Annotated in this window: 20 protein-coding genes; 11 read left to right on the top strand and 9 right to left on the bottom strand. The window is 46.2% G+C overall.

Annotated features, from left to right (window positions below):
* Positions 1-4 precede the first annotated feature (4 nt).
* Positions 5-1,078, bottom strand: coding sequence for a porin (locus PRUB_RS11510; RefSeq protein WP_010386096.1), 1,074 nt, complete (start codon positions 1,076-1,078; stop codon positions 5-7).
* Between the two features lie 185 nt (positions 1,079-1,263).
* Positions 1,264-2,883 (bottom strand): methyl-accepting chemotaxis protein, encoded by a 1,620-nt coding sequence (locus PRUB_RS11515; protein ID WP_010386097.1) that lies wholly within the window; start codon positions 2,881-2,883, stop codon positions 1,264-1,266.
* A 564-nt stretch (positions 2,884-3,447) separates the two neighbouring features.
* On the opposite strand from PRUB_RS11515, the gene PRUB_RS11520 reads away from it, so the two are divergent.
* Positions 3,448-4,647 carry a porin family protein gene (locus PRUB_RS11520; protein WP_010386098.1) on the top strand — a complete coding sequence of 400 codons (1,200 nt, stop codon included), beginning with the start codon at positions 3,448-3,450 and terminating at the stop codon, positions 4,645-4,647.
* 10 nt (positions 4,648-4,657) lie between these two features.
* A complete protein-coding gene (locus tag PRUB_RS11525; RefSeq protein ID WP_010386100.1) occupies positions 4,658-5,062 on the top strand; it encodes a type 2 periplasmic-binding domain-containing protein in 405 nt (134 codons plus the stop codon).
* Here PRUB_RS11525 and PRUB_RS11530 read toward each other — a convergent pair.
* Complete coding sequence (locus PRUB_RS11530; protein WP_155946298.1) at positions 5,059-5,790, bottom strand: substrate-binding periplasmic protein; 732 nt, start codon at positions 5,788-5,790, stop codon at positions 5,059-5,061. The two genes, PRUB_RS11525 and PRUB_RS11530, sit on opposite strands and share 4 nt — an antisense overlap.
* Before the next feature lie 291 nt (positions 5,791-6,081).
* On the opposite strand from PRUB_RS11530, the gene PRUB_RS11535 reads away from it, so the two are divergent.
* Positions 6,082-8,883, top strand: a complete 2,802-nt coding sequence (locus PRUB_RS11535) for a tetratricopeptide repeat protein (protein WP_010386102.1) — start codon at positions 6,082-6,084, stop codon at positions 8,881-8,883.
* Positions 8,884-9,013: 130 nt separating this feature from the next.
* Positions 9,014-9,424 carry an MAPEG family protein gene (locus PRUB_RS11540; RefSeq protein ID WP_010386103.1) on the top strand — a complete coding sequence of 137 codons (411 nt, stop codon included), beginning with the start codon at positions 9,014-9,016 and terminating at the stop codon, positions 9,422-9,424.
* Positions 9,425-9,439: 15 nt separating this feature from the next.
* On the opposite strand, the gene PRUB_RS11545 is transcribed toward PRUB_RS11540, so the two are convergent.
* The 6 genes from PRUB_RS11545 to PRUB_RS11570 all read right to left on the bottom strand — a co-directional run bounded on the left by PRUB_RS11545 (position 9,440) and on the right by PRUB_RS11570 (position 13,830).
* Positions 9,440-9,916 (bottom strand): hypothetical protein, encoded by a 477-nt coding sequence (locus PRUB_RS11545; protein ID WP_010386104.1) that lies wholly within the window; start codon positions 9,914-9,916, stop codon positions 9,440-9,442.
* A gap of 101 nt (positions 9,917-10,017) precedes the next feature.
* Positions 10,018-10,407, bottom strand: a complete 390-nt coding sequence (locus PRUB_RS11550) for a DUF6463 family protein (protein ID WP_010386105.1) — start codon at positions 10,405-10,407, stop codon at positions 10,018-10,020.
* Positions 10,404-10,943: a TetR/AcrR family transcriptional regulator gene (locus tag PRUB_RS11555; RefSeq protein WP_010386106.1), complete on the bottom strand. Its 540-nt coding sequence runs from the start codon at positions 10,941-10,943 to the stop codon at positions 10,404-10,406. The genes PRUB_RS11550 and PRUB_RS11555 overlap by 4 nt, the downstream gene beginning before the upstream one ends.
* Complete coding sequence (locus PRUB_RS11560) at positions 10,940-11,440, bottom strand: DUF2867 domain-containing protein (protein WP_010386107.1); 501 nt, start codon at positions 11,438-11,440, stop codon at positions 10,940-10,942. The genes PRUB_RS11555 and PRUB_RS11560 overlap by 4 nt, the downstream gene beginning before the upstream one ends.
* Positions 11,441-11,602: 162 nt before the next feature.
* On the bottom strand, positions 11,603-12,388 hold the full coding sequence (locus tag PRUB_RS11565; protein WP_010386109.1) for a hypothetical protein: 786 nt from the start codon (positions 12,386-12,388) through the stop codon (positions 11,603-11,605).
* A 128-nt stretch (positions 12,389-12,516) separates the two neighbouring features.
* Positions 12,517-13,830 carry a Na+/H+ antiporter NhaC family protein gene (locus PRUB_RS11570; RefSeq protein WP_010386110.1) on the bottom strand — a complete coding sequence of 438 codons (1,314 nt, stop codon included), beginning with the start codon at positions 13,828-13,830 and terminating at the stop codon, positions 12,517-12,519.
* Positions 13,831-14,283: 453 nt separating this feature from the next.
* On the opposite strand from PRUB_RS11570, the gene dapB reads away from it, so the two are divergent.
* From dapB to PRUB_RS11605, 7 genes are all read left to right on the top strand, one after another.
* Positions 14,284-15,087, top strand: coding sequence for a 4-hydroxy-tetrahydrodipicolinate reductase (dapB, locus tag PRUB_RS11575; protein WP_010386111.1), 804 nt, complete (start codon positions 14,284-14,286; stop codon positions 15,085-15,087).
* A gap of 206 nt (positions 15,088-15,293) precedes the next feature.
* A complete protein-coding gene (gene carA / locus PRUB_RS11580) occupies positions 15,294-16,430 on the top strand; it encodes a glutamine-hydrolyzing carbamoyl-phosphate synthase small subunit (protein ID WP_010386112.1) in 1,137 nt (378 codons plus the stop codon).
* 17 nt (positions 16,431-16,447) lie between these two features.
* Positions 16,448-19,666, top strand: coding sequence for a carbamoyl-phosphate synthase large subunit (carB, locus tag PRUB_RS11585; protein ID WP_010386113.1), 3,219 nt, complete (start codon positions 16,448-16,450; stop codon positions 19,664-19,666).
* Between the two features lie 45 nt (positions 19,667-19,711).
* Entirely contained in the window at positions 19,712-20,188 is a 477-nt protein-coding gene (greA, locus tag PRUB_RS11590; RefSeq protein ID WP_010386114.1) for a transcription elongation factor GreA, read from the top strand.
* Positions 20,189-20,318: 130 nt separating this feature from the next.
* Positions 20,319-20,633 (top strand): TraR/DksA family transcriptional regulator, encoded by a 315-nt coding sequence (locus tag PRUB_RS11595; protein ID WP_010386115.1) that lies wholly within the window; start codon positions 20,319-20,321, stop codon positions 20,631-20,633.
* 13 nt (positions 20,634-20,646) lie between these two features.
* The gene (locus tag PRUB_RS11600; RefSeq protein WP_010386117.1) at positions 20,647-20,898 is read left to right on the top strand and encodes an HP1242/YdcH family protein; all 252 of its coding nucleotides are present in this window, start codon (positions 20,647-20,649) and stop codon (positions 20,896-20,898) included.
* A gap of 267 nt (positions 20,899-21,165) precedes the next feature.
* A complete protein-coding gene (locus tag PRUB_RS11605) occupies positions 21,166-23,631 on the top strand; it encodes an SIR2 family protein (protein ID WP_010386118.1) in 2,466 nt (821 codons plus the stop codon).
* Positions 23,632-23,782 lie beyond the last annotated feature (151 nt).

Here is a 23,782-nt window from a genome sequence, read left to right on the forward strand (position 1 = left end):
TCCCCTAAAAAACCAAATCAATACCAAAAGTGAGTGATTCACTGTCGCCTGCTACTGCCAGTGCAGTCGAATCATCTTCGACTTTGTCGTATTGTACTTTGAAGGCTGCGGAAGGATGGAAGTCCCATCTAACCCCGACGGCACGAGTATCATGTTTCTCCGGATCGTCTCCATCTTTTTGTTCAAAGTTGGAATACATAATGTATGGGGTGATGGTGTCGAATCGGTAGCCAGCACTGATCATGTAAGTATCTAAGTCTCCATCGAGGTCCAGCCGGTTAAACTCAGATAAGATAAAGACATTGCCAAAATCTGCATTGGCGGCGAGACCATAAAATTTGCCATCCCGGCTGTCTTTACCATTCCAAAGCTCAGGCTCACCATTGCGAAAACGCTTGTTGGTATAGCGCATGTGGGTGACGCGCAACTCAAGCCAGTCATAGCTGAGCTGTACCACACCGCCCAGAATATCTTCCCAAATCTCCCGGGTAGGGGTTTGGAAGAAGAATTCAGACAAGAGTTTATTTTCCGTGTCGTCTTCACGGCCTGTGTATACGTTGGCAGAAATGCCCCAATCTCCGATTGCACCGCTGTACAGCAGATTGGCACCTTCATAATTAAATATCTGCCAGGTATAGTTGTCGGCAGGGGCCCGCATCCACACATACGCGTACCCTACATCATAAAAATCAGAGTAATAAAACAAAGGTAAACGCTTTTTACCGACCTGAAATGTCCAGTTGTCGTTTATCTCGTATGAGGCATAGGCCCATTCAAATTCTGCATCGTAATCATTGGCACCCCTGGCGACAATCTGACCTGTGACGCTAAGGCCTTCACCCAGGTCGCTGCTGATCTGTAAACCAATCAGGGATTCAGGCGAAAAGGATAAGTCTTCTTTATAAGCGCTCACGATGGGATAGTCAGCCAGAAAAGTAGGTTCCAGACCGAACTGAGGGACACCCGAACCACTTAACACCTGGCCACCTGTCATACTGGCGAACCCAGATATGTTGACCTCGGCATGAAGTGTCGTTGATGCTAACGCTGTGACCAAGAGAGTATATTTTAGTTTCATGGATAGCTCCGCTAAACTCGTGTTGTTGGCACTGCTAAGTATAGTTATATATGCAAAAAAGAAAGGTTTTTTGCATAAATTGTGAGCAGTTTTGTGGGATTTGTGAGGAGGAGGTAAGAAGCTTTGGACACATGTCTCCGACCGGGCCACAGAGCCCGGAAAAGACACAATTTGGCACACCAAATCTAGAGTTTGAACTGACTGGTCGCTGAGACTAACCGATCAGAAGCCTGGTGCAGTCTGTGAGAAACATCATCCAGGTCGGTGAAGGACGCGTTAACTTGTTTCTGTCCTTCATTCATCTTTTCAATCGTATCGGCAACCTGGGCTGCAACAGAGCTCTGTTGCTCTGTTGCAGACGCAATTTGGTTGTTCATTAGCGTAATATTGGCGATTTTACTTTGGATCTCTTCTAATGCCTGACCGGCTTTTAGCGCTCTGGATTCGTTACTGCTTGCCTGTTCATCGGCCTGGCTCATCATTTTAACGCTGCGCTCAGCGGCATTTTGCAGTGAGTCGAGCATTGTGCGTATTTCTGTCGTCGCATCCCCTGTGCGCGAGGCCAGCGTACGTACTTCATCGGCAACCACCGCAAAGCCCCGGCCTTGTTCACCTGCCCGGGCAGCCTCGATGGCTGCATTGAGCGCAAGTAGGTTGGTTTGCTCTGCGATTGAACTGATCACATCTAGAATAGATGAGACATTGCCGGTGCCTTTAGCGAGATCATTGACCGCTTCGGCCGCTTCGCCAATCTGTTGGTTTAGCTCTTTCGAATTAGCTATGGTATCGGTTACCGCTGAAAGGCCATTGTGTGCTTCTTGCTCGGTTTCATGCGCTGCGGTGTTTGCCGCAGATGCAGAGTCGCTAATGCTGTCGATGGACTGAATAAGTTCATTAATCGACTGTTGTGTTTGTGCTGCCTGCGCCGATTGCTGATCTGTTACTCTTCTTACTTTTTCGGTGCTGTGTACCAGCTTTTCTGAGGTATCAAGGAGTGGTTGTGAAACGGACATAACCCCATTGATAGCAGTGGTGAGCGTATCCATAAATTTGTTGAAGTTGAGCGCTGTGCGGCCTAGTTCATCGTCACCCAGTACTTCAATACGCTGATTTAAGTCACCATGCCCGTCTGCCAGTTCACTTAACGAGCTCCGTAATTCATTGGCAGTGAAGCTGATATTGCGAGCAACGGACAGTGCCACTATCACCAGCAGAATCGTCAGAACCACGCCTGACTGGATTGATAGCCACAAACCGTCATTACCGCTTTCATATGCTTTTCTGATGGTACTTTGAAACAACTCGTCGACACTTTTTTGGTAGGCTGTAAGGCCGTTTTCTGCTTTTTCAAACAGGTCTGATTTTTGTTTTGCAAGCGTGGGAAGTGTACTGAAGTCAATGGTGTCATTGATCATACCTTGTGCGAGCCGTTCAGACAGTGTTTTGTATTCGGCAATGACTTCAAGCTGGTTTTTAATCAATGTACTGTTCTCAACATCTAATACACGTAGTTCATCGAGGTTGGCTTTCAGATCTTGCACAGTCTGCAAGGCTTGATTCATGACGTCGTTATCGGCAAACGAGACCGCCTGACTGAACAACTCATCTGCCCGACGGATGAGAACACTGTTAATTGTGGACAGTTGAACAGTTTTGTAAATTTGCCGTTCCAGCAGTACGAGCTCTTTTTGAGTGTTCTGGAAGGCAAAGAAATTAATGAGCAGGTTAGCAGTGAACACGGAGACAGACAGAGCAACAATCAAGCTTATTTTGTAAAACAGTGGTAGGTTTTTAAACCAATGCATAACCGAGTTCCCCAGTATTAAAACACCAAACTATCAACTGAATGACTGCCTGTACCTGCACAGGCGCGATGCTAGTCCAACACAGTAACAAGTCTTAGCCATAAACGCCCAATTTGCCAATTGTTTGTAAAAATTAAATAAAAAAGGGATGACTTAGCCTTTCTTACATTGTCAGAGGCTTGTATAGGTCTGTGTGCACGGCACTGTAATTTACACACCTTGCCCAAGCCTCGTGACTTTTTAGCAGTGCAATGTGATCTCAGGAGCAAGCGGTTATATGTCTTTAACTGTCAGAAATATAATGGATTTTACCCTATTTTAAATCCACTTAGCTCAGTATTCGTTGCTGTTAAGAGACGCTCAGGCGAATGGATGTTGTGAGAACAGGTTCTGGTTAACCTGTACGTCGTCCTGTTGACGAAAGCATGAGAGGCTGATCAGAGCCGATATTACCTGCATCAGGAAATTAAAATATCCTTGCTAGCAAAAGGATTAAGTTGCGCTACGGTTAAAAGGCGTTATGTAACTCTGCGCGCACTGAAAGACTAACGGGTAGGACTAACTATGAACTGTAATTATGCTTTGAAGTGGGTAATTGGAGGCGCTTTGGTGACGAGCAGTTTCGCCAGCTGCGCCGACGTCGTATTTAATGGCTTTGCTTCTCTCAGGGCGACTGCCGCCGATAGTGATGGGGGTACGTCACCATTTGAGACACTTGAGGGAGACGGCGATATCTCTTTTTCTGACGAATCTCTGTTTGCGCTTCAGGCACGAGCGGATCTGGGCGGTGGCCTCAGCGCGACTGTTCAGCTGCTCGCTGAAGGTAAAGGTGATTTTGACGCAGAAGCGAGGTGGGCGTATGTCAGTTACGAAATTAACCCACAGCATACTATCAGTATGGGACGCTTTGCCAATCCCAGCTTTTACCAATCTGAGTACCAAAATGTTGGCTATACACACAACTTTGGTCGTTTGCCCAAAGCGGTCTACATTGGATTTGATTTCACCACAATTGAAGGGGTGTCTTTAGACAGCAACTTTATCTTTGGCGATTATGCATTGTCGACCAAAGTACTTTATGGCAGCTGGCGCGGTACGACCTTTCTGGCCGCAACTCAGCAGGACGAATCTTTTGGCTTCAAAGATGAGTTGTCTGTCAGGCTCGAATTATCTAAAGACTGGTGGACCGTGTACGGTGGCTTTTTCATAGTCGAAATAGAAGGCGGTACGGTCGACACCAATGCGATCCTTGGAGGCGCTCAGGGGGCAATCGAACTGGCTAAGTCCCAGGGGGCAACAGAGCAACAGGTTCAGGCGTTCAGAGATGCCGTGGTTTGGGATGGCAAAAATGGCCTATATGGTTACACGGGCTTTCATATCGATTACGACCGCGTCATTCTGGATGTGGAATATGCCGATTACGGCGTTGAAGACTCGAGTGATGGATTTAATCAGGTCTGGTACACCGCAATTGGTTACCGTGTAGTCGATGATGTCATCGTTACAGTACATCACGAGAGATTTTTGCAAGATAACAAAGACTTGGATTTCCTCAATGGCGTAGACCAGCCAACTTTGAGAGCGACCGGGGTTGCGATTCGAAATAACCTGGCAATGCGAGAGTTTGATGGTGTCGGTCTGTCTGTCAGATATGATTTTCATCCTAATGCAGCGTTGAAGTTCCAGTATGTAAGCGGTGAAGACTCCCGGCCTTCAGTCGGTGACTATTCGATTTGGACCGCGGGCGTCGATTTGGTCTTTTGAGGGGAAAGTAATGAAAGCGATTATATTTACGGGCTTGATTGGCCTATCTTCTTCATGCTGGGCTGTTGATGTCGTTGTCCATCCCTCAAATACAGCTGCGTTGGACAAGAATCAGATAGAGCAAATATTCCTGGGTAAGTTAAAAACCTTTAATGGTGCGGGTAAAGCCGTGCCAGTCAGTCAGTCTGATACAAGTGCTGCCAGTGAAGAGTTCTACAGCAAAGTGATCGGTCGCAGTGCCAGCCAGTTAAAAGCATACTGGTCTAAGCTCCTGTTTACTGGTAAAGGACAACCGCCAAAAAAGCTGGCCAATGATCAGGAAGTACTGGATATGGTGAAAGGAGATGCCAGTATTATCGGTTATGTCACCAGTGGCAGTGCGGATGACAGTGTCAGGGTCATCGCGTCTTTTTAACGTAAAAGATCATGAAACTGATCAACCACGTTTGAGTACAGGAAGCTTTGTTCCAGCAAAGCTTCCATCAGGCCCTCTTTCTGTGCTTTTATGATTGCAGCTTCCAGCTCTGATTTATACGGCAGGCAGGCACTTTGGTTAGACAGCACTAAGTAAACAGGATTGATATGCACGGGCTCCGGGAGCATAGCTAGTGGCAGAGCTTGCGCGTTATACAGGTTTAGCCAGCTACTGATGGCCTGCCACTGAGGTGCAATAAAGTAGTCTATGCGCCTCATGGATAACATTTTCAGCGCTTTCTCAACGCTGTCAGCGGTAGTGAGGGTAAGCTGAGTCAGGTCAAAGCCTGTGTGACTTTGAGCCGCTGATTTTTCGCCGCGCAAGGTAGCGCCTCTGAGGGGGATAAGCTCTGTCATGCTAGTGAGTGATATTTCCTCGCGTCGATAGAACACACTGTGGGCTGAGGTGGTTAAGGCAGGTTCAAGGTAGGTAAACCACTCGCGCGGATAGTCTGTACTTTGCAGCCCAACCAGCATATCTATGTGGCCGTCTCTGGCCCATTGTATTGCCCTCAGCCAGGGCATAGGTTTAGTGACTTCAATTTGCGTGTGTGCAGGTAAAACTTGGCGTACAAAATCAAATCCGATGCCACGCAACTTGTCTTCATGAATAGCGTAGCTTATTGGCGGGGCATCCGGGCTACCGCCCATGCGCATTAAGTTACACATCGCAAAGCTCGGAGCACTAACAAAAAAGCAAAACAAAAAGGTTGTTAAATTCGCATTATTCCACACAACTTTGCCAGGTAAAGGTGACTACTTGCTAGTATAAGTTATAGCTCAGTTTCGGTGGTTTTTCTTGATGAACTGTGTCGTGTAAGGGGGTTGGTGCCTCATAAAATATTGATGGACTGGAGAAACGGACTAGGGCGGCAAAACAACACCTTTGAATTATACTAACATATTCAATAACAGAGATGCGCCTTCTTAACATCTGAAGTAAGGGAAACGGGTGGTTATATGTCCGAAAACACCGCTGATTTGAAATATCTGGTGTGCTTTGTTTTGTGCCTGACATTCAGTGTGGCCTCTGTCGCTCAAACGTCTTTATCCGCCGAGCTGATGGCAGAAAAGATAGAAAGTGCAGAAGGAAGTGAAAAAGTAGAAGCAATCATAGCTTATGTTGCGCAACACTTTCATTTTCGTACTGCCGAATCACTTGCTTATGGCCAGGCAGGGCTCTCGTTGCTGGCGGACAACCCCAATGATGACCAGAGTGCCCGATTGTTGAGTCACCTGGCCCGTGCCCACATATCGAAACGAGAACTTAGCCAGGCTAAAAGGTTGGCTGAGCGCGCGAATATACTGGCAATACAAAGCCGGATCGAGGCTAATCAGATATTGGCTAAACTGGTCTCTGCGGATATTGCTACGCGACAGCAAAATGTTGATATTGCTGAAGCTGATCTTGTCACCGCTATGCAGGTAGCAACGAAGATTGGCCATGACAGGTACCTTGCTCGAGCCCGCCAGTTGTCAGGTGCACTCAATATTCGGCTGATGCGCTTCGATGACGCCTTAGCTGACTTTCTTCATAGCCTGAATTTATATCGCAAATTACAGGATAACTACCGGGTATCTTCGATACACCAAAGTTTGGCCTCTCTTTACAGAAGGATGAACCTTTACGAAAAAGTGCTGTTTCACCAGAACAAAGCTATCCAGATAGCGTTACAGCTCAAGGATGACAGAAAGCTGGGAATTTATTACAGCAATATGGGTACCTATCTTGAAGAGATTGGTGATTATAACAGTGCCATTGAGACGTACCTTAAATCCCTGGAGTACAGGAAAGTGCTGGACTATAAAATGGGTATGATCCACACCTATAATCGCCTGGGCTCTGTGTATCGGTTAGTGGGGGACTATGGCAGCGCTGAAAACAGTTTGATGGAAGCCTTGAACCTGAAACAAGCGATTAACCGCTTTGACACGAACATTTCAACCTATCTGGATCTGGGGCGTTTGTATATAGCCACCGGTGAGCTGAAAAAAGCCGAAGCGTATCTTAATAAAAGCTTGCCATTGTATCTGGGCTCCCCCTGGGAAGATCGCATTGCTGAGATTTATCAGGCGTTCGCACAATTGTCGTTAAAGCGGGGAGCGACCCAGCAAGCAATCGATGAGTATCTCAGAGCCATTGAGATAGCCACTGAGCATCAAAGAGATGCCCTTGTCATGCAATATCAGCGCGAACTTGCGCAAGTCTACGAGCAGGCCGGGCAGCCTGTGCAGGCAGTTCACTACCTGAATGCCTATTTATTTTATCAAAGCGAATGGGAAAACAGGAATAACCAGTATCGGCTCAGCGCATTAAGTGTCGAGTTCGATGTAGAAGAAAAGGAACGTGAAATTGCTGAACTGGTGCAAGAAAATCGTATTAAAGACTTACAGATAGAAAAGCAGGCATTTCAAAAGGGGGTCGTTCTTATTGCCTTGGTACTGGTATTTGGCACAGTGTTTTTCTTGTATTTTTGGTACAGCAAGAATAAACAGCTAAAAATCGAGCAGCTGGCGCTAAAGCAGGTGAGTAGTGCTAAAGAGCGACTCAGTCTGGCTCTATGGGGAAGTGGCGATGAGCTATGGGATTGGGATTTGGCAGAAGGCGTGATTACACGAGACAACCAACAGAGTAATTTGCAATTACCTGCTGCCGAGATTGGCTCAGATCTCAGTGTCATAAAAGCATCTGTACACCCTGAAGATTACCCCGAATTAGAACAAGCGTTTAATAAGCACCTGGAGGGGGAAACAGACTTCTATGAAGTGAGCTACCGGGTCAAAACGACTCAGGGGGGCTGGCTTTGGGTTTTAGATCGGGGGAAAGTGACGACCCGGCATGAAAGCGGTACGGCCGTCAGGGCATGCGGTACAATCAAGGATATCTCAGCACTTAAGCGAACGGAGATCGCTTTGGCTGAACTGAATAAATCCCTTGAAGAGCGTGTTGAGGAGCGAACCGAACGTTTAAAGCAATCCCGGGATGAGCTGGCCAACACACTGGATACGCTGACCAGAACGCAGTCGACGCTGGTAGAAGCACAAAAAATGGCCTCGCTTGGGCGTCTGATCAGTGGTGTTTCTCACGAGCTCAATACGCCTTTGGGCACCACGGTTACAGCCTGCTCGGTGCTGACCCAGGCGTTGTATGGATTTAAGGACAAACTGGCGCAAAGCAAACTGACCTTAAGTGATACGCAGGCGTTTATTGATGTGTCCGAATCCAGTGCACAGCTGATAGAGAGTAACACAACGCGGGCGGCACAATTGGTGAAGCGATTTAAGCAGGCATCTGCCCACGAATACACCAGCAATCAAGATCGTGCTGAGTTAAAGGCATTCCTTGATGCATTTGTTGCGTGCCATGTTAGCAAATCAGTCAGTTTCAATGTTGACTGTCCCGCGTCTGTTTCCGTGCGTTTTAATAAGCAGGCGCTGGAGCGCGTGTTAGAAGATTTACTAATGAATGCGATACAGCATGGGTTTGATTCATCTCACGGGGACGTGTGGATCACATTATCGTACGATGAAGGGCAGATTAAACTGAGTTTTAAAGATGCAGGCAAAGGCATCGCAGACGACACACTGGCGCACATTTTCGAACCGTTTCACACTACCACCCGACACCAGGGCAATGTAGGGCTGGGCCTTTATATGGTGTTTAATTTAGTGACTTTTGTACTGAACGGCGAAATTAAGTGTATATCTGCGCCTGATAAGGGTTGTCTGTTTGAAATGGTCTTTCCGGCAGACAGGACATAGTCAAGGTCGCGATTGGGTTAGGCCAGGTCATCTTATTTTACTTAGAGATTTAATCGTACAGTGATTGACACACCTGGACAAAATAGGTCACTGTGTTTGCACCTAAATTTTATACAGCAAGGAAGTCAGCATGACAGACCTTTTGGCCCCATACCAGTTGAGTATTTTAGTACTTGGATTATCAGGCGCTTTATTCTTAGTTCAATTGGCGATTGTAGACGTTATGGCAATTAAACAAAAGCATCCGCCGGGTGTGGCGGTGACGCAGGATCCGAATGATCTTTTGTTTCGCTGTAATCGTGTGTTCGCTAACAGTAATGAGACTGTGGGGATCCTGATATTGGTGGTGATGTTTGCGATGTTTTCAGGGGCCAATCCCAGTTGGCTAAACGGACTGGCTGTGGTGTACTTAGCCTCCAGAGTCGGCCATATGGCTTGTTACTACCTCGGAAAGAAACTGATGCGCAGTGTCTCTTTTGGCGTTTGTTATATCAGTCTGTTCGGCATATTTGGCATAGGGTTGTCTGCCTGGATAGGCTGAACCAGGCTGTAAATGTCAGGTTATGGCGCGAATAATGATCCCGGGGTCCGTGATCCCTTCTTTTTTCAGCGCCTCCTGAATGTTCTTGATGATGTCGAAATATTGCTCCTGTAACTGCATCAGATACTGGCTTTTCATTTCAGTGAGCTGCTGTGTTGCCTCATCGGGCGTACGTTCAGCTTGCAATTCCATCAGCTCCTCTTTAAGTAACGTTATTTCTTCTTTAATCTCCTCCAGGCGCTCGAGCATACGTTGAATGTAAGCCGGCACATCCTCATATTTTTCTTCATCTTCTTTGGCTTTTTCCCCGGACAACACATGCTTGTCTTCATTGGACAAGGTGATACCCTGAGCTTTCTCAGCTGTGTCAGTAGCCGCGGCAGCTGCCTGCTCTTCGCTGGTCTTTTCTCCGGCTGGCTCTTTTGCAGGCGCTGGTGGCTTAGTTTTAAATGCGGAAATATCAGTGGTGGCCTGATGGATGATAAATGTCATTGCACGTTCCTTGGGTCATTCATGCGCGAAATATACACCGAATAATACTTTTATCTTATTTTGTATCGGCAGGGATAGTGACACCTTTAGGAAAAAAGTAACTATAAATGCGATGACTTGCGGTACCTTAGACGTGCTATTGATGGCACTAACGCCAGGAGAATGAGAAGGTAACCACCTGAGAGTGGCATAATGATCACGATTATCAGGCCGAGGGTGAATAAAGCCGGGCAAAGCAGCCCAGGCAAAGGCACATCGTGTTTCTGCATGTGTTGCAGGACAAAACCCAATAGAATAAATAAGGATCCGCAGACCAAAAACCAAACGATGGCTTCGCGATCGAATAACATCATGTTTTGTTTCACTGTACTGGCAAACCAGCCATCCTGATGCATTGCGGTAAGCACCTCCCAGCCCATCAATAAACCAACCAGGTTATGTAGCAAGCCGATGGCAATCAGGCCATAACTCATGAAATAGGGGGATTTCATAATAGTTCCTTCAGTTGCGTTTTTGCCTGTTGTGAACTCAGTGCCAGACAGTCCTGAACGGACAGGCGAGGGTAGAGCTGCTGGAGCCCGAGAAAGCTGGCATAGCTGGTTGTTGCCAGGTGTTCTGCGTGCGTTTGATCCAGGCCTAATTCGAGGTAGCAGGTTTTAAGATAGTACTGGCGCTGCGTGTCTATGGTACATAAATGGTGCTGTATGCTGGCATCTTTCAGTGCCCAGGCGCGAATATGCAATTCGGCTTCAATGTCTGTGGCTGCGATGGCCTCATCAAGGCGTTCCAGTCTGGTCAGCGGACAGGGCTGCGTATCGGCAATGGCGATCAGACGTGTTGTAGCCTGTTCATACCAGTACGTCATGAGTGCGTCTATGAATGCCTGGCGATTTTTAAAGTGATGATAAAAAGAGCCTTTGGTCACTTTTTTACGGGCGCATAGTCGGTCTATTGTCAGGGCATCTGGGCCACTGCTGATCAGCGTTTTTAAGGCAAATGCCAGCCAGCCTTGTTTTGCATCACTCATAATCGGCCCGCCTTCTTTGCGCCCTGTATAACACTGCGAGCCACGACATAATGAAAGGGCAAGATGGCATTGAGGTAAATGCGCCCCGTAAGGGTTTTTGGGTTGACCAAGGTGGATACAATCACGGAGCTTTGCTGTTTTTTTACACTGAGATAAAAAACCATATGGCGGTCTTCCGAGTAACTGATGATCTCCTCTGGATGTTTTTCACACACGTTCAGAAAACCTGCCTGATCGCCTACTGCGAGCTCATCACTGGCGGGTGTCATGGTCTCTTGTCCGGTGGAAAAGCCAAATACCGCGACCAGCTTGTTTCTGAGTTGCATTAGCTGTGTGACCCAACCAGGCATGGTATTAAAGATCCGGTATTGCAGCTGACTGGGGGTCAGGGAGGGGGTGTCGAGCGCAATTTGTAATGCATCACGGAAATGGTGTGGGCCTGCTTTTGCCTGAAGGCGATCGGGCTCTGGGGTCAGGCTAGTGATATGACTGAACATAAAACAACTCCTTATGAGATTGAATGAACATACCATACTGTATGGTATGTTCATTGGCAATGATCTTTGTCCGCTTTTTATTCAGAAATATTCAGAAGACGTATTTAAAAAGTGAAATGAGGTAGCCGGGCCTGAACAGAGGGCCCGGTCAAACAGTGTGGCTTAAAACGTCCAGGCAAGGTGGATCTGAGGGACTGATTCGTCGGTGTCAGTGCCCAGTTTATTTTGCCAGTATTGCCATTCGAGACCGAGCATGAGCTGGTTTTCAGGCATCTCCAGCGCGTGACCCAGATCCCAGCGTAAAATAGGTTGTGCCAGTAGCCAGTTCTTCACGTCACCACCGACTTCATTATCACGGCCCGTGAGGTATTCAACGTGACCGGTGAATTCAAACTTGTGGTCGCCCAAAGAGAATGGATAGCTCCAGGCTACATCCAGTATGTAACTGCTGGTTTCTTTCGGTGCGCCACCGGCTTTAACACCGCGGCTGTCATCGATGTAGGCAGTTAAAGTGGTCGCGAAGAAATTAAACCCTTCGAGGTTCCAGGACAGCTTTACGCCTGGCAGGTATTTCATGACTTTGGCATCACCGGCGGCGTTAAAGCCCATCACAATGCCAACGTCTTGTAATGGTGAGTCATTAAACTTCAGGCCCGCCAGTTTCCCCAGGCTAAAAGTCGAATACCATTCGCCGTAAAAGTCGCCATCCTGATGACCATCATCCAGGTCATCTGTACTGTAATCGATAAAGAAAAAGTTATCGCCGTAGCGGTAGCCCGAGGCATGTTGCAGGGAGTAGATTGTCTGATTTGCTTTTTGCTGACTAAACGGGTTTTTGAACTCGCCATGGTTAATGTGTAATTGCGTGTTACTCCAGTCCGCGGCAGTGACCGATGTTGTTGTGAGCGTAAATCCCAGTGTGAGCGCAGTAAAAATAGGTGTTTTCATTGTTTCTCATGTTTGTGGGGTTATAAACAGCTGAATTATATACGCAAAATACTACAGAAAAGGAATAAAAAACTTATATTTTATTAATGCGGGGAATTAATGGCATCCGCTTGGATGCCATTGAAGTGTTAGTCTTTATGACGACGAATACAAATCACAGCGACCGCTGTAAATGCCAGAATAAAGCAATAAAAAGACGAGGTAGACACTTCCCAGGGGCTGATCTTAAAGGTTGCACCCAGTAACAGCGCTTGTGCGCCATAAGGGAGGGAGCCTTGCATCACACAGGCAAAAATATCCAGCAGGCTGGCTGAACGTTTGCCTGAGATCTTTCCATCATCGGCCAGCTTTTTAGCAACGGGCCCAGCAACAATGATACTGACAGTGTTGTTCGCAATACACAGATTGCTGGTCAATACGAGCGCTGCAATGCCCAGTTGATCTGCCACTTTTCTGTGCCATTTGGCGATGAGCGCAGTGATTGCCTGGATCTTATGTGCCAGATAATCCAGTCCACCATTAACACGAATAAATTCAGACAAACCACCAATGAACATAGAGAGCAGGAAAATCTCTTGCATGTCACTGAAGCCTTTGTACACGTCTTTGACAAAGGCTGCCCCCTGGTAATCACCAGTGAATCCCATCAGGGCGGCGAAAATAATGCCACTAAAGAGCACCACAAAAACGTTAATACCCACCACAGCCAGCACCAGAATAAACGCATAAGGTAACACCAGCAGCCAGTCAAAAGGTTTGGTTTCAACGGCTTGTGGCTCAGGTGTCAGGAACACCAATAAGGCAACGGTGAGTGCAGCAGCGGGCAGAGCAATTTTCAGGTTTTCCCTGAATTTGTCTTTCATTTCACAGCCCTGAGTACGGGTTGCCGCTATGGTGGTGTCAGAAATAATCGATAAGTTATCTCCAAACATCGCGCCTGAGACTATGGTACCGGCCATCAGAGCCGGATCGATCCCGGTTTTGACGGAGACTGCGTAAGCAATGGGGCCGATGGCGCCTATGGTACCCATGGACGTTCCCATGGCGGTTGAAACCACGGCAGCGATTAAAAACAGTCCGGGTAATAGCAGACTGGGTGGGATCAGCGATAAACCGGCATTGACCACTGCGTCAACGCCACCTGTGGCACTGGCCACCGACGAAAAGGCGCCGGCAAGCAAGTAGATTAAACACATGGTGATGATATTGCTGTGCCCGGCACCTTTGATAAAGGTTTCAACGCTCTGGTTGATGGTACCTTTGTTGATCCAAAACGCGATCACTATGGCAGGTAAAATGGCTACCGGTGCAGGTAACTGATAGAAAGCATAATCGACCCCCTGTGATTGCAGGTACAGACCCGCGCCCAGGAATAGGCCAACAAAGGTTAAAAGAGGTAGCAAAGAAAGCTTTGCTTGTGTGTGATTTAAGTTTGGCTGCATAGCACTCCCCAAAAACTAACCACAGCCAACGGATCCATTATTAGCTGCATTTAAACTACGTCGCCCGCAATAATTGAAATCGGCGAGGGCGGAAGTTTATATGGTTAGACGTCCAAAGTCCATGGTGTTTCGTTATTATGTTTATCTTCCCGGTAACGGCGTGTGCGCTGAGCATATCGACATGATTTACAGCGGTTGAAACGCCTTTTTGGTAAAGCCAGTCTTACTCGAAGTATTAACCAGGCCTGCTTCACAGCTGTCCATGACGGGATAGATTAGTATTATTGTCAACTGACTATGACACAGAGATCGGGTAAACTCTAGGCCACAAAATCAATCATCCAACTAAAAAGCTGGGTGACTGGGCTTATCTCTCTTGCGCTGAAAATCGGGAAAATACGTTTCCGTACCACTGAACAGGGTGGAAAATCTAATACAAAGGAAAACCGCAATATGACGAAAATCGGTATTTTTGGCGCCAATGGCCGCATGGGTCTGGCGCTGATTGAAGCAGTCCAACAGTCTCAACATTGCCAGTTAGGTGGCGCGTTTGTCAGAGCATCATCGCCACATTTGGCTCAGCCCATTGCTAATTTACAGCCGCAAGCGCCAGCCGGGTCAACTTTTAGCACTGAGCAACAACTGGGTGATGAGCTGGACGTACTGATCGACTTTACACTACCAGAGGGCATGCTCGGCCACCTACAACAAGCTGTCGCGAACAACATACCAATGGTGATTGGCACAACCGGCCTGAACGCGCAGCAAATGCAGGAACTGGAATCCGCCTCACAGTCTATTCCTATCGTCTTTGCACGTAATTTTAGTGTGGGTGTAACCCTGATGCTGGACCTGGTACAGACCGCCGCGGCAAAGCTTGCAGATGAAATGGACATCGAAATTTTTGAAGCCCACCACCGTAACAAAGTAGACGCGCCGTCGGGCACTGCACTGGCGATTGGTGAAGCCATTGCAGAGGCAAAAGGCTGGGATCATGAGCAGGTTGCACGCTATGACCGAACTCAGGTACATGAGGCGAAAAGTCAACAAGAAATTGGCTATTCAGTGCTCAGAGCTGGCGATATAGTTGGTGAACACACAGCTTATTTTGCCACCATGGGAGAAAGGCTGGAATTAACACACAAAGCAACATCAAGATTAACCTTCGCATCAGGTGCTGTAAGGGCTGCACAGTGGTTAAAAGATAAGCCAAACGGACTTTATTCCATGCAAGATGTGCTTGGATTGAAGAAGTAAGCTTACTATTTTAGCGTGTTCGTTATAAAAAGTCGCTAAAAACCTTATTTTTTTATTTTTTACGTGAATTATTAGACGAATCTAAGAATGTGCTGTAGACTATAACGAATTTGCCAAAATTTTAATAACTGCGTGTTACCAAGCGCTTTGTAGACGGGAAGATAAGCGCTGGCTTGCTCCCGTTTTTTACTATCTAGGAGGTTAACTTGACTAAATCCGCTCTCTTAGTCCTTGAAGACGGCACTGTGTTTCGCGGTACTGCCATCGGCGCTGACGGCTTGTCCGTTGGTGAGGTAGTATTCAATACGTCTATGACGGGATATCAAGAAATTTTGACGGATCCTTCTTATGCAGAACAGATTGTGACGCTGACTTATCCGCACATCGGGAATACCGGTACAAATAGTGAGGATGAAGAAGCCGATAAAATCTGGGCTAAGGGTCTGGTAATTCGGGATTTGCCATTGCTTGCAAGTAATTTCCGTAACGAGCAATCGTTAAGTGACTACTTAAAAGCACGCAATATCCTTGGGATTGCCGATATAGATACGCGTAAGCTGACGCGTATCCTGCGTGATAAGGGCGCTCAAAATGGCTGCATCATCGCGGGCGATGAGATTGATGAGCAGCAGGCACTGGAAGCGGCAAAAGCGTTCCCAGGCCTTAAAGGGATGGATTTAGCGAAAGTCGTTACAACAGAACAGACTTATGAGTGGCGTGAAGGGAGCTGGACTTTAGGTCAGGGCTTCCAGACTCTGAGTTCTGAGGAAGAAAAATTTCATGTTGTAGCGTATGATTTTGGTGTGAAAAAGAACATTCTTCGTATGTTGGTTGACCGTGGCTGTAAACTGACAGTAGTACCTGCAGAAACCTCCGCTGCAGAAGTGCTGGCGATGAATCCAGACGGTATTTTCCTGTCTAATGGCCCTGGTGACCCTGAGCCATGTACTTATGCAATCGATGCGATTAAAGCCTTCTTAGAAACTGATACGCCTATCTTTGGCATTTGTTTGGGCCATCAGTTACTGGCACTGGCTTCTGGTGCGCAGACGGTGAAAATGAAATTCGGTCACCATGGCGGTAACCACCCGGTGAAAGACCTGGAGCGTGACGTGGTAATGATCACAGCACAGAACCATGGTTTCGCAGCGGACGAGGCCACTTTGCCAGATAACCTGCGTGCAACGCATAAATCGTTGTTCGACGGTACCTTGCAGGGTATCCATCGTACTGACAAGCCGGCTTTCAGCTTCCAGGGTCACCCTGAAGCAAGCCCGGGTCCGCACGATGCAGCACCGCTGTTCGACCACTTCATTGAATTAATGCAAGCACGTAAAGCCTAATTAGAACCGGAGTAACAATGCCAAAACGTACCGACTTAAACAGCATACTGATCCTGGGCGCAGGCCCAATCGTCATCGGCCAAGCCTGTGAGTTTGACTACTCTGGTGCTCAGGCGTGTAAAGCGCTGAGAGAAGAGGGCTACCGGGTTATTCTGGTTAACTCAAACCCGGCAACCATCATGACTGACCCGGAAATGGCAGATGCGACTTACATCGAGCCAATTCACTGGGAAGTGGTTGAGAAAATCATTGAAAAAGAAAAGCCAGATGCGGTACTACCGACTATGGGTGGCCAGACTGCGCTGAACTGTGCGCTTGACCTGGACAAGCATGGTGTACTGGCTAAGCACGGTGTTGAGCTGATCGGTGCAACTGCGGATGCCATCGATAAAGCAGAAAACCGCGAGCGCTTCGACGTTGCGATGAAAAACATTGGCCTTGAGTGTCCTCGCGCCGAGATTGCACACTCAATGGATGAAGCGCACGACGTTCTGTCGCGCATTGGCTTCCCGTGTATCATTCGTCCTTCTTTCACCATGGGTGGTACCGGTGGTGGTGTTGCTTACAACATGGAAGAGTTTGACGAAATCTGTACCCGTGGTCTTGATTTGTCTCCGACCAACGAGCTGTTGATTGACGAGAGCTTGCTGGGCTGGAAAGAATACGAAATGGAAGTGGTGCGTGACAAAAACGACAACTGCATCATTGTGTGTTCTATCGAGAACTTCGACCCTATGGGTGTTCATACCGGTGACTCAATCACAGTTGCACCAGCACAAACGCTGACTGACAAAGAATATCAGATCATGCGTAACGCCTCGATGGCGGTACTGCGTGAGATTGGCGTAGAAACTGGTGGTTCAAACGTTCAGTTCGGTGTTAACCCGGATGATGGCCGTATGGTTATCATTGAAATGAACCCGCGTGTATCGCGTTCATCAGCACTGGCATCTAAAGCAACCGGTTTCCCGATCGCTAAGATTGCAGCTAAGCTGGCAGTGGGTTATACCCTGGACGAGCTACAAAATGACATCACAGGCGGTGCAACCCCTGCGTCATTCGAACCGTCAATCGATTACGTTGTGACTAAGATCCCACGCTTTAACTTCGAGAAGTTCGCCGGCGCTAACGACCGTCTGACTACACAGATGAAGTCAGTGGGTGAGGTGATGGCCATTGGTCGTAACCAGCAAGAATCACTACAAAAAGCACTTCGTGGTCTGGAAGTGGGCGCAACAGGTCTTAACCCAATTGTTGCACTGGACGACCCGAAAGCGAAAGAAACCATTATTCGTGAACTACGTGAGCCAGGCGCAGAGCGTATCTGGTACATCGCCGATGCAATGCGTCACGGTATGAGCGTAGAAGAAGTGTTTGAGCTGACCAAAGTTGACCGCTGGTACCTGGTTCAGATTGAAGACATTCTGAAAGACGAAGCAACCATCGCTGAAGTGGGCATGGCCGGTCTGAACAAAGACTTCCTGCGTCGCCTGAAGCGTAAAGGTTTCTCAGATCCGCGCATCGCAGAGATTGCGGGTGTGTCTGAAAAAGAAATTCGCAAGAAGCGTCACCAGCTGGATATCCTGCCGGTTTATAAGCGCGTTGATACTTGTGCAGCAGAATTCAGCTCAGACACGGCTTACATGTACTCATCTTATGATGAAGAGTGTGAAGCGGCACCGTCTGACAAAGACAAAATCATGGTAATTGGTGGTGGTCCTAACCGTATCGGTCAGGGCATCGAGTTCGATTACTGTTGTGTACACGCTGCGCTGGCAATGCGTGAAGATGGCTACGAGACCATCATGGTTAACTGTAACCCGGAAACGGTTTCAACTGACTACGATACGTCAGATCGTCTATTCTTCGAGCCAATCACATTGGAAGATGTGCTTGAAATCGTGCGCGTTGAAAAGCCAAAAGGGGTGATTGTTCAGTACGGTGGTCAAACACCACTGAAACTGGCCCGTGACCTTGAAGCGAATGGTGTACCTGTAATTGGTACTTCTCCAGACGCAATCGACCGTGCGGAAGACCGTGAGCGTTTCCAGCAGCTGGTTGAGCGTCTTGACCTGCTTCAGCCTGAAAACGCAACGGTCACGTCACTGGAAGAAGCGATTGCGAAATCTCAGGAAATCGGCTTCCCACTGGTTGTACGTCCTTCTTATGTACTGGGTGGTCGTGCGATGGAAATCGTGTATGACGAAGATGACCTGCGTCGCTATATGACCGAAGCAGTATCTGTGTCTAACGAAGCACCAGTATTGCTGGACCGCTTCCTGGATGACGCCATTGAAGTAGACGTTGATGCAATCTGTGACGGTGAGAACGTCATCATTGGTGGTATCATGGAACACATTGAACAAGCCGGTGTTCACTCTGGTGACTCAGCTTGTTCATTGCCAGCACATTCTCTGTCTCAGGAAATCCAGGACGTAATGCGCAAGCAAGTGCGTGACATGGCACTTGAGCTGGGCGTGGTTGGTCTGATGAATACTCAGTTCGCAGTCAAAGACGGTCAAGTTTACCTGATTGAAGTGAACCCGCGTGCTGCGCGTACCGTGCCGTTTGTTTCTAAAGCAACCGGTGTTGCGCTGGCAAAAGTGGCAGCACGTTGTATGGTTGGCCAGTCTTTGGAAAGCCAGGGTGTAACTAAAGAAGTTATCCCACCTTACTACAGCGTAAAAGAAGTGGTACTGCCATTTGCTAAGTTCCAGGGTGTTGACCCAATGCGTGGCCCAGAGATGCGTTCTACGGGTGAAGTGATGGGTGTTGGTGAAAACTTCGCCGAAGCCTTCGCAAAAGCGCAATTAGGTGCATCAAACGCTTTACCACGTGGTGGTCGCGCGCTACTATCTGTTCGCAATGGTGACAAGGCACGTGTTGTTGAGTTGGCTAAGACCATGAAAGCCATTGGCTTTGAGCTGGATGCAACCAAAGGTACAGCACAAGCTCTGGAAGACGCCGGCATCGAAGTACGTCGCGTAAACAAGGTATTCGAAGGTCGTCCGCACATTCTTGACCGCATCAAGAATGGTGAGTACAGCTACATTGTTAATACCACAGAAGGCCGTCAGGCTATCGAAGATTCGAAGGTGTTACGTCGTGGTGCACTTCAGCATAAGACTAACTACACCACTACGCTCAATGCAGCGTTTGCAAACTGTACAGCTAATGAGGCTGATGACAGAAGTTCTGTAAACTCTGTTCAGGAGCTACACCAGCGTTTGAACTAAGAAGAACAAGGCCAGAGCGTAAGCTCTGGCAATGAGTGAGATACTATGCAATCAATTCCGATGACAGTACGAGGCGAAGAAATGCTTCGTGAAGAACTGAACCACTTAAAGAAAGTCGTCCGTCCAAAGATCGTTGCCGATATCGCGGAAGCGCGTGAGCACGGCGATCTGAAAGAAAACGCCGAGTACCATGCTGCACGTGAGCAGCAGGGATTCTGTGAAGGCCGCATCCAGGAAATTGAAGCCAAACTGTCAACATCACAGGTCATTGATGTCACTAAAATGGCAAACAATGGCAAAGTGATCTTTGGCAGCACGGTGACCATAGTCAATGTTGATACGGACGAGGAAGTGACCTACAAGATCGTAGGTGATGATGAGGCAGATATTAAAAACAATCTGATCTCAGTTAACTCGCCAATTGCACGTGGTCTGATCGGAAAAGAACTGGATGATTCAGTGAGCATTCAAACTCCTAACGGTAGCGTTGAATACGACATCATCGAAGTTGAATATGTCTAGATTTGTCTAACCTATAGCACCAAAAACCCGACCCAGTGTCGGGTTTTTTATTACCCACTCCTTAACTTTGTGCCAGATCAAAGAGCCTTAAAAGCAGCGCGTTATGATGAGTTTAACAAAGGAGAACATCATGACTGCTGACCAACTAAATAGTTTTCTCAAATCCAAACAAAACGAACTGAGTCAACGGATAGCCGCCATTGAAGCCGATTTCAGAAAGGGCCGGTCGGCCAGCTTCGCAGAGCAAAATACAGAGCGTGAAAACGACGATGTACTGGATGAAATTCACCAGGAAGCGAAGCAAGAGCTGGTGATGGTTAATCAGGCGATACTGCGTATAGAGCAGGGGGCTTATGGCTTGTGTCAGCATTGTGAAGAACAAATCAACCCGGAGCGTTTAAACGCTCTGCCTTACACAACGACTTGTATTAAATGCGCAAAATAGAAAGGACCGTATTATGACAATTGAAAAACATGATCTGCACCACGAGTTTCCTGAATACAAAGACGAGATCCACCACCTGAAGATGAACGACGCACACTTTGCTCGTTTGTTTAAAGAATACCATGAGTGCGATCACGAGGTACATCGCATAGAAACCGGCGCAGAAAACACCTCTGACGCTTACCTGGAAACATTGAAAAAGCAACGTCTTCACCTGAAAGACCAGCTGTTTTCTATTATTAAGAAAGCACAGACTGTTGCTTAATTTAAATAAGACTTAACTTGAACTGTCAGGTTTGGCTAACAAGCTTAATCTGACAGTTTTTTTATGTGTTAAAGGCGGGGGGTTAGTTATTACTTGTTTGTGGTCTAATCGGAGTTTAGTAAGATACCTAGCTTATTCATCAATTTGAGATTTTGATCAATTTCTAATGAAGTAATGTATTTTGGTATTTTTTAACAGTGCTGTATACATTTTGTTTTCATTGGTGTTAAAGTTATTTCACCAAAGCATCGATCGTCAGAGGAAATAGTGTTAAAGAAAGGTTTTGATTTATCAAAGGTTGCATTGCCAGAAGTCAATTTCGAAGAGTTAGAAAGCCGTCTTGCAACTGGCAATGCGGTTTTATTCACAGGCGCTGGCTTCTCACTAGATTGCACGAATATTTCTGGTGGTACTCCACCGCTAGCTAAAAAGTTATCTCATTTGTTTAGCGAGTATATTAGTATACCTGAGAATGACGACCTAATGTACACATCTGATATTTTTATGAGATATGGTAACAAGTTGGATATTCTAGAAATTCTACACCAACAATATTCCTTAACAGAAGCTTCTGATGCTAATGTGAAAATTTGTAGTATTCCTTGGCGTAGAATCTATACAACTAACTACGACAATAGTGTCGAATTAGCTTATGGAAAAAACGGTAAGCATATCGACTCGATATCTCTTTTACACAAAACATCAGATTATATAAAAAGCTCAAGGCAGGTATGCGTTCATATTAATGGTTCTATTAAGAACGCAGTAGAGGACGATCTTGATAATAAAATTAAATTGACTGATTCTTCTTACCTGTCCGGTGACTTTTTCTTAAATACGGAATGGAGAAGTGTATTCAACAAGGATCTTGATCATTGTAGCGCGATAGTCTTTGTGGGTTACTCCTTGTATGATGCTGATATTACAAAGATTTTAAATGAAAATCCAGCCTATGCTGAGAAAACATACTTTATTACTCACGCAGGAGCGAGCCATCAAGATACTTACAAGCTTTCAAAGTATGGATACGTTAGTACAATAGGAACAGAGAGTTTTGGTAACTTCATTTCTGAAATAACATATCAAGATGAGTCTGTTTTGTTGCCAGAGTGCTTTACTCAGGTTGTCGTATCATCTGAAGATGCTAACCTCGATGACCATGCTGCCAGAAATCTTCTCCTATATGGGCGATATGAAACTCAGGATGTTGACACAGCGATACGTTCCAATTTTGAAATACCGTACATGTTTCAGAGAAGTGTTACTAAAGAGATCTGTCAAACGCTTAAATCCAAGCGACATGTACTTCTTCAAAGTGAACTAGGAAATGGCAAGTCTGTATTAATGGATCAAGTAGCTTCTATCTTGTCTAATGAAGGACTAAATGTATGGAAGCTTACAAACTTTGATGCTAACCCATGTAGGGATTTAGACCTCCTTTCCTTAAAAGGCCAACATTTATTATTAATTGATGACATAACAGGTCTAGCTGATTTTTTTTCGTACTTTGCTGCTGTAATCCCAAACAATATAACTCTCTTATTGTCTGATCGCACTTTAAACTCCTTTGGAAATATTAAAATATTAAGTGAATCAAACATAGATTTCTCCGTTTATACATTAGACAAGTTAGCCGATGATGAAATAGTTCAGGTAACCAGCATCCTCGAAGACCAGAACATGTGGAAACAATATACAGGGTGGCCTCTTGAGCGTAAAAAGGAATTGTTCAAAAATTCTTATGGAGAGCAATTATCAAATGTACTTATAGGTCTTTTAAATAGCCCGGATATCAAAAGCAGAGTAAGGTCTTTATTATCCAAATTACTTAGTAATGATTCATACAAAAAGACACTATTTGCAATCTGCTTATGTGATATTTTTGATGTACAAAAGCAGTCTAGCTATATCGCAGATATCGCTGGTAATGAGGATATCTTAAAAGTTTCATTTAGAAAAGAAGAGGCTTTTAAGAGCTTATTTCAAGTTGGCGCTGATAATAGTATCGTATCAAAGTCTAGTATTCTTTGTCTTTTTATTGTTAACAATTATCTTTCAGAATCATACGTTGTGGAAAGTTGTCTAGAGATTATGAAAAGAATTGACAACTCCAGTTTAGGACATTTGAGAAAGCTTCATTCCAAGTTGCGAACTTTCCACAACGTAGAGAAGTTGATTCCTCAAAAACAGAATGCACTGAACAACTACTTTGTACATTTAAAACGCAACTGTATTTGGCTACGAGAACACCCACACTATTGGGTGCAATATGCGATGTGCCGACTTAGCTTTGGAGACATTGTGGAAGCTCAGGAGCATTTAAGCAGTGCCTATCGGTTTGCCCAGAAGAAATCTAATGGTTACCGTACCGAACATATTGATACTCAGCAGGCCAGGCTATACCTAATGCAATCTGTTGAACTTTCGAATAATGCGAAAGCCTCCTCACAAGCATTCGAATATTTTGACAAAGCTCATAAGTTATTATGTTCACTGGAAGAAGATGATCATAAATATCGTCAAGTCATTGATTATGAGAAGGTATATAACGAGTTGTACGAAAAGCTTAAAAAAGGTAAGAAAGTTCAGTTTGAGTATGCTTGTCGAGAAATGCTAGACGCGGGTCAGAAATTAAAGGATTTAGCTTTGCAAACTCAACGCACACGTTTTTTGTATATCTCTATTGATGTTTTGACTACTATTTTAGAAGATATTTTAAGTAAAAGGCCTTGAAAAGATAGAATAGACATATATGGACGCTCCAGCGATGTCAAGCCGAGTAGGCCTGCGAGATAGCGAATTATCGTTATCTCGTTCGTTATGTTACCCGTGTTGCCATGCCTGATGTTTGGTCCAGTCCGCAGTAAATTTGTTGCTCTGACAA

Origin of the sequence: Pseudoalteromonas rubra (genome assembly GCF_000238295.3) — a bacterium.
Classification (GTDB): domain Bacteria; phylum Pseudomonadota; class Gammaproteobacteria; order Enterobacterales; family Alteromonadaceae; genus Pseudoalteromonas; species Pseudoalteromonas rubra.

Coding starts and splice junctions, on each gene's coding strand:
- PRUB_RS11530 (WP_155946298.1), bottom strand. CDS start 5,790: ATGTGTAACTTAATGCGCATGGGCGGTAGCCCGGATGCCCCGCCAATA.
- PRUB_RS11560 (WP_010386107.1), bottom strand. CDS start 11,440: ATGTTCAGTCATATCACTAGCCTGACCCCAGAGCCCGATCGCCTTCAG.
- PRUB_RS11595 (WP_010386115.1), top strand. CDS start 20,319: ATGACTGCTGACCAACTAAATAGTTTTCTCAAATCCAAACAAAACGAA.
- PRUB_RS11535 (WP_010386102.1), top strand. CDS start 6,082: ATGTCCGAAAACACCGCTGATTTGAAATATCTGGTGTGCTTTGTTTTG.
- PRUB_RS11565 (WP_010386109.1), bottom strand. CDS start 12,388: ATGAAAACACCTATTTTTACTGCGCTCACACTGGGATTTACGCTCACA.
- PRUB_RS11510 (WP_010386096.1), bottom strand. CDS start 1,078: ATGAAACTAAAATATACTCTCTTGGTCACAGCGTTAGCATCAACGACA.
- greA (WP_010386114.1), top strand. CDS start 19,712: ATGCAATCAATTCCGATGACAGTACGAGGCGAAGAAATGCTTCGTGAA.
- PRUB_RS11570 (WP_010386110.1), bottom strand. CDS start 13,830: ATGCAGCCAAACTTAAATCACACACAAGCAAAGCTTTCTTTGCTACCT.
- PRUB_RS11540 (WP_010386103.1), top strand. CDS start 9,014: ATGACAGACCTTTTGGCCCCATACCAGTTGAGTATTTTAGTACTTGGA.
- PRUB_RS11520 (WP_010386098.1), top strand. CDS start 3,448: ATGAACTGTAATTATGCTTTGAAGTGGGTAATTGGAGGCGCTTTGGTG.
- carB (WP_010386113.1), top strand. CDS start 16,448: ATGCCAAAACGTACCGACTTAAACAGCATACTGATCCTGGGCGCAGGC.
- PRUB_RS11525 (WP_010386100.1), top strand. CDS start 4,658: ATGAAAGCGATTATATTTACGGGCTTGATTGGCCTATCTTCTTCATGC.
- PRUB_RS11550 (WP_010386105.1), bottom strand. CDS start 10,407: ATGAAATCCCCCTATTTCATGAGTTATGGCCTGATTGCCATCGGCTTG.
- PRUB_RS11515 (WP_010386097.1), bottom strand. CDS start 2,883: ATGCATTGGTTTAAAAACCTACCACTGTTTTACAAAATAAGCTTGATT.
- PRUB_RS11600 (WP_010386117.1), top strand. CDS start 20,647: ATGACAATTGAAAAACATGATCTGCACCACGAGTTTCCTGAATACAAA.
- dapB (WP_010386111.1), top strand. CDS start 14,284: ATGACGAAAATCGGTATTTTTGGCGCCAATGGCCGCATGGGTCTGGCG.
- PRUB_RS11545 (WP_010386104.1), bottom strand. CDS start 9,916: ATGACATTTATCATCCATCAGGCCACCACTGATATTTCCGCATTTAAA.
- PRUB_RS11555 (WP_010386106.1), bottom strand. CDS start 10,943: ATGAGTGATGCAAAACAAGGCTGGCTGGCATTTGCCTTAAAAACGCTG.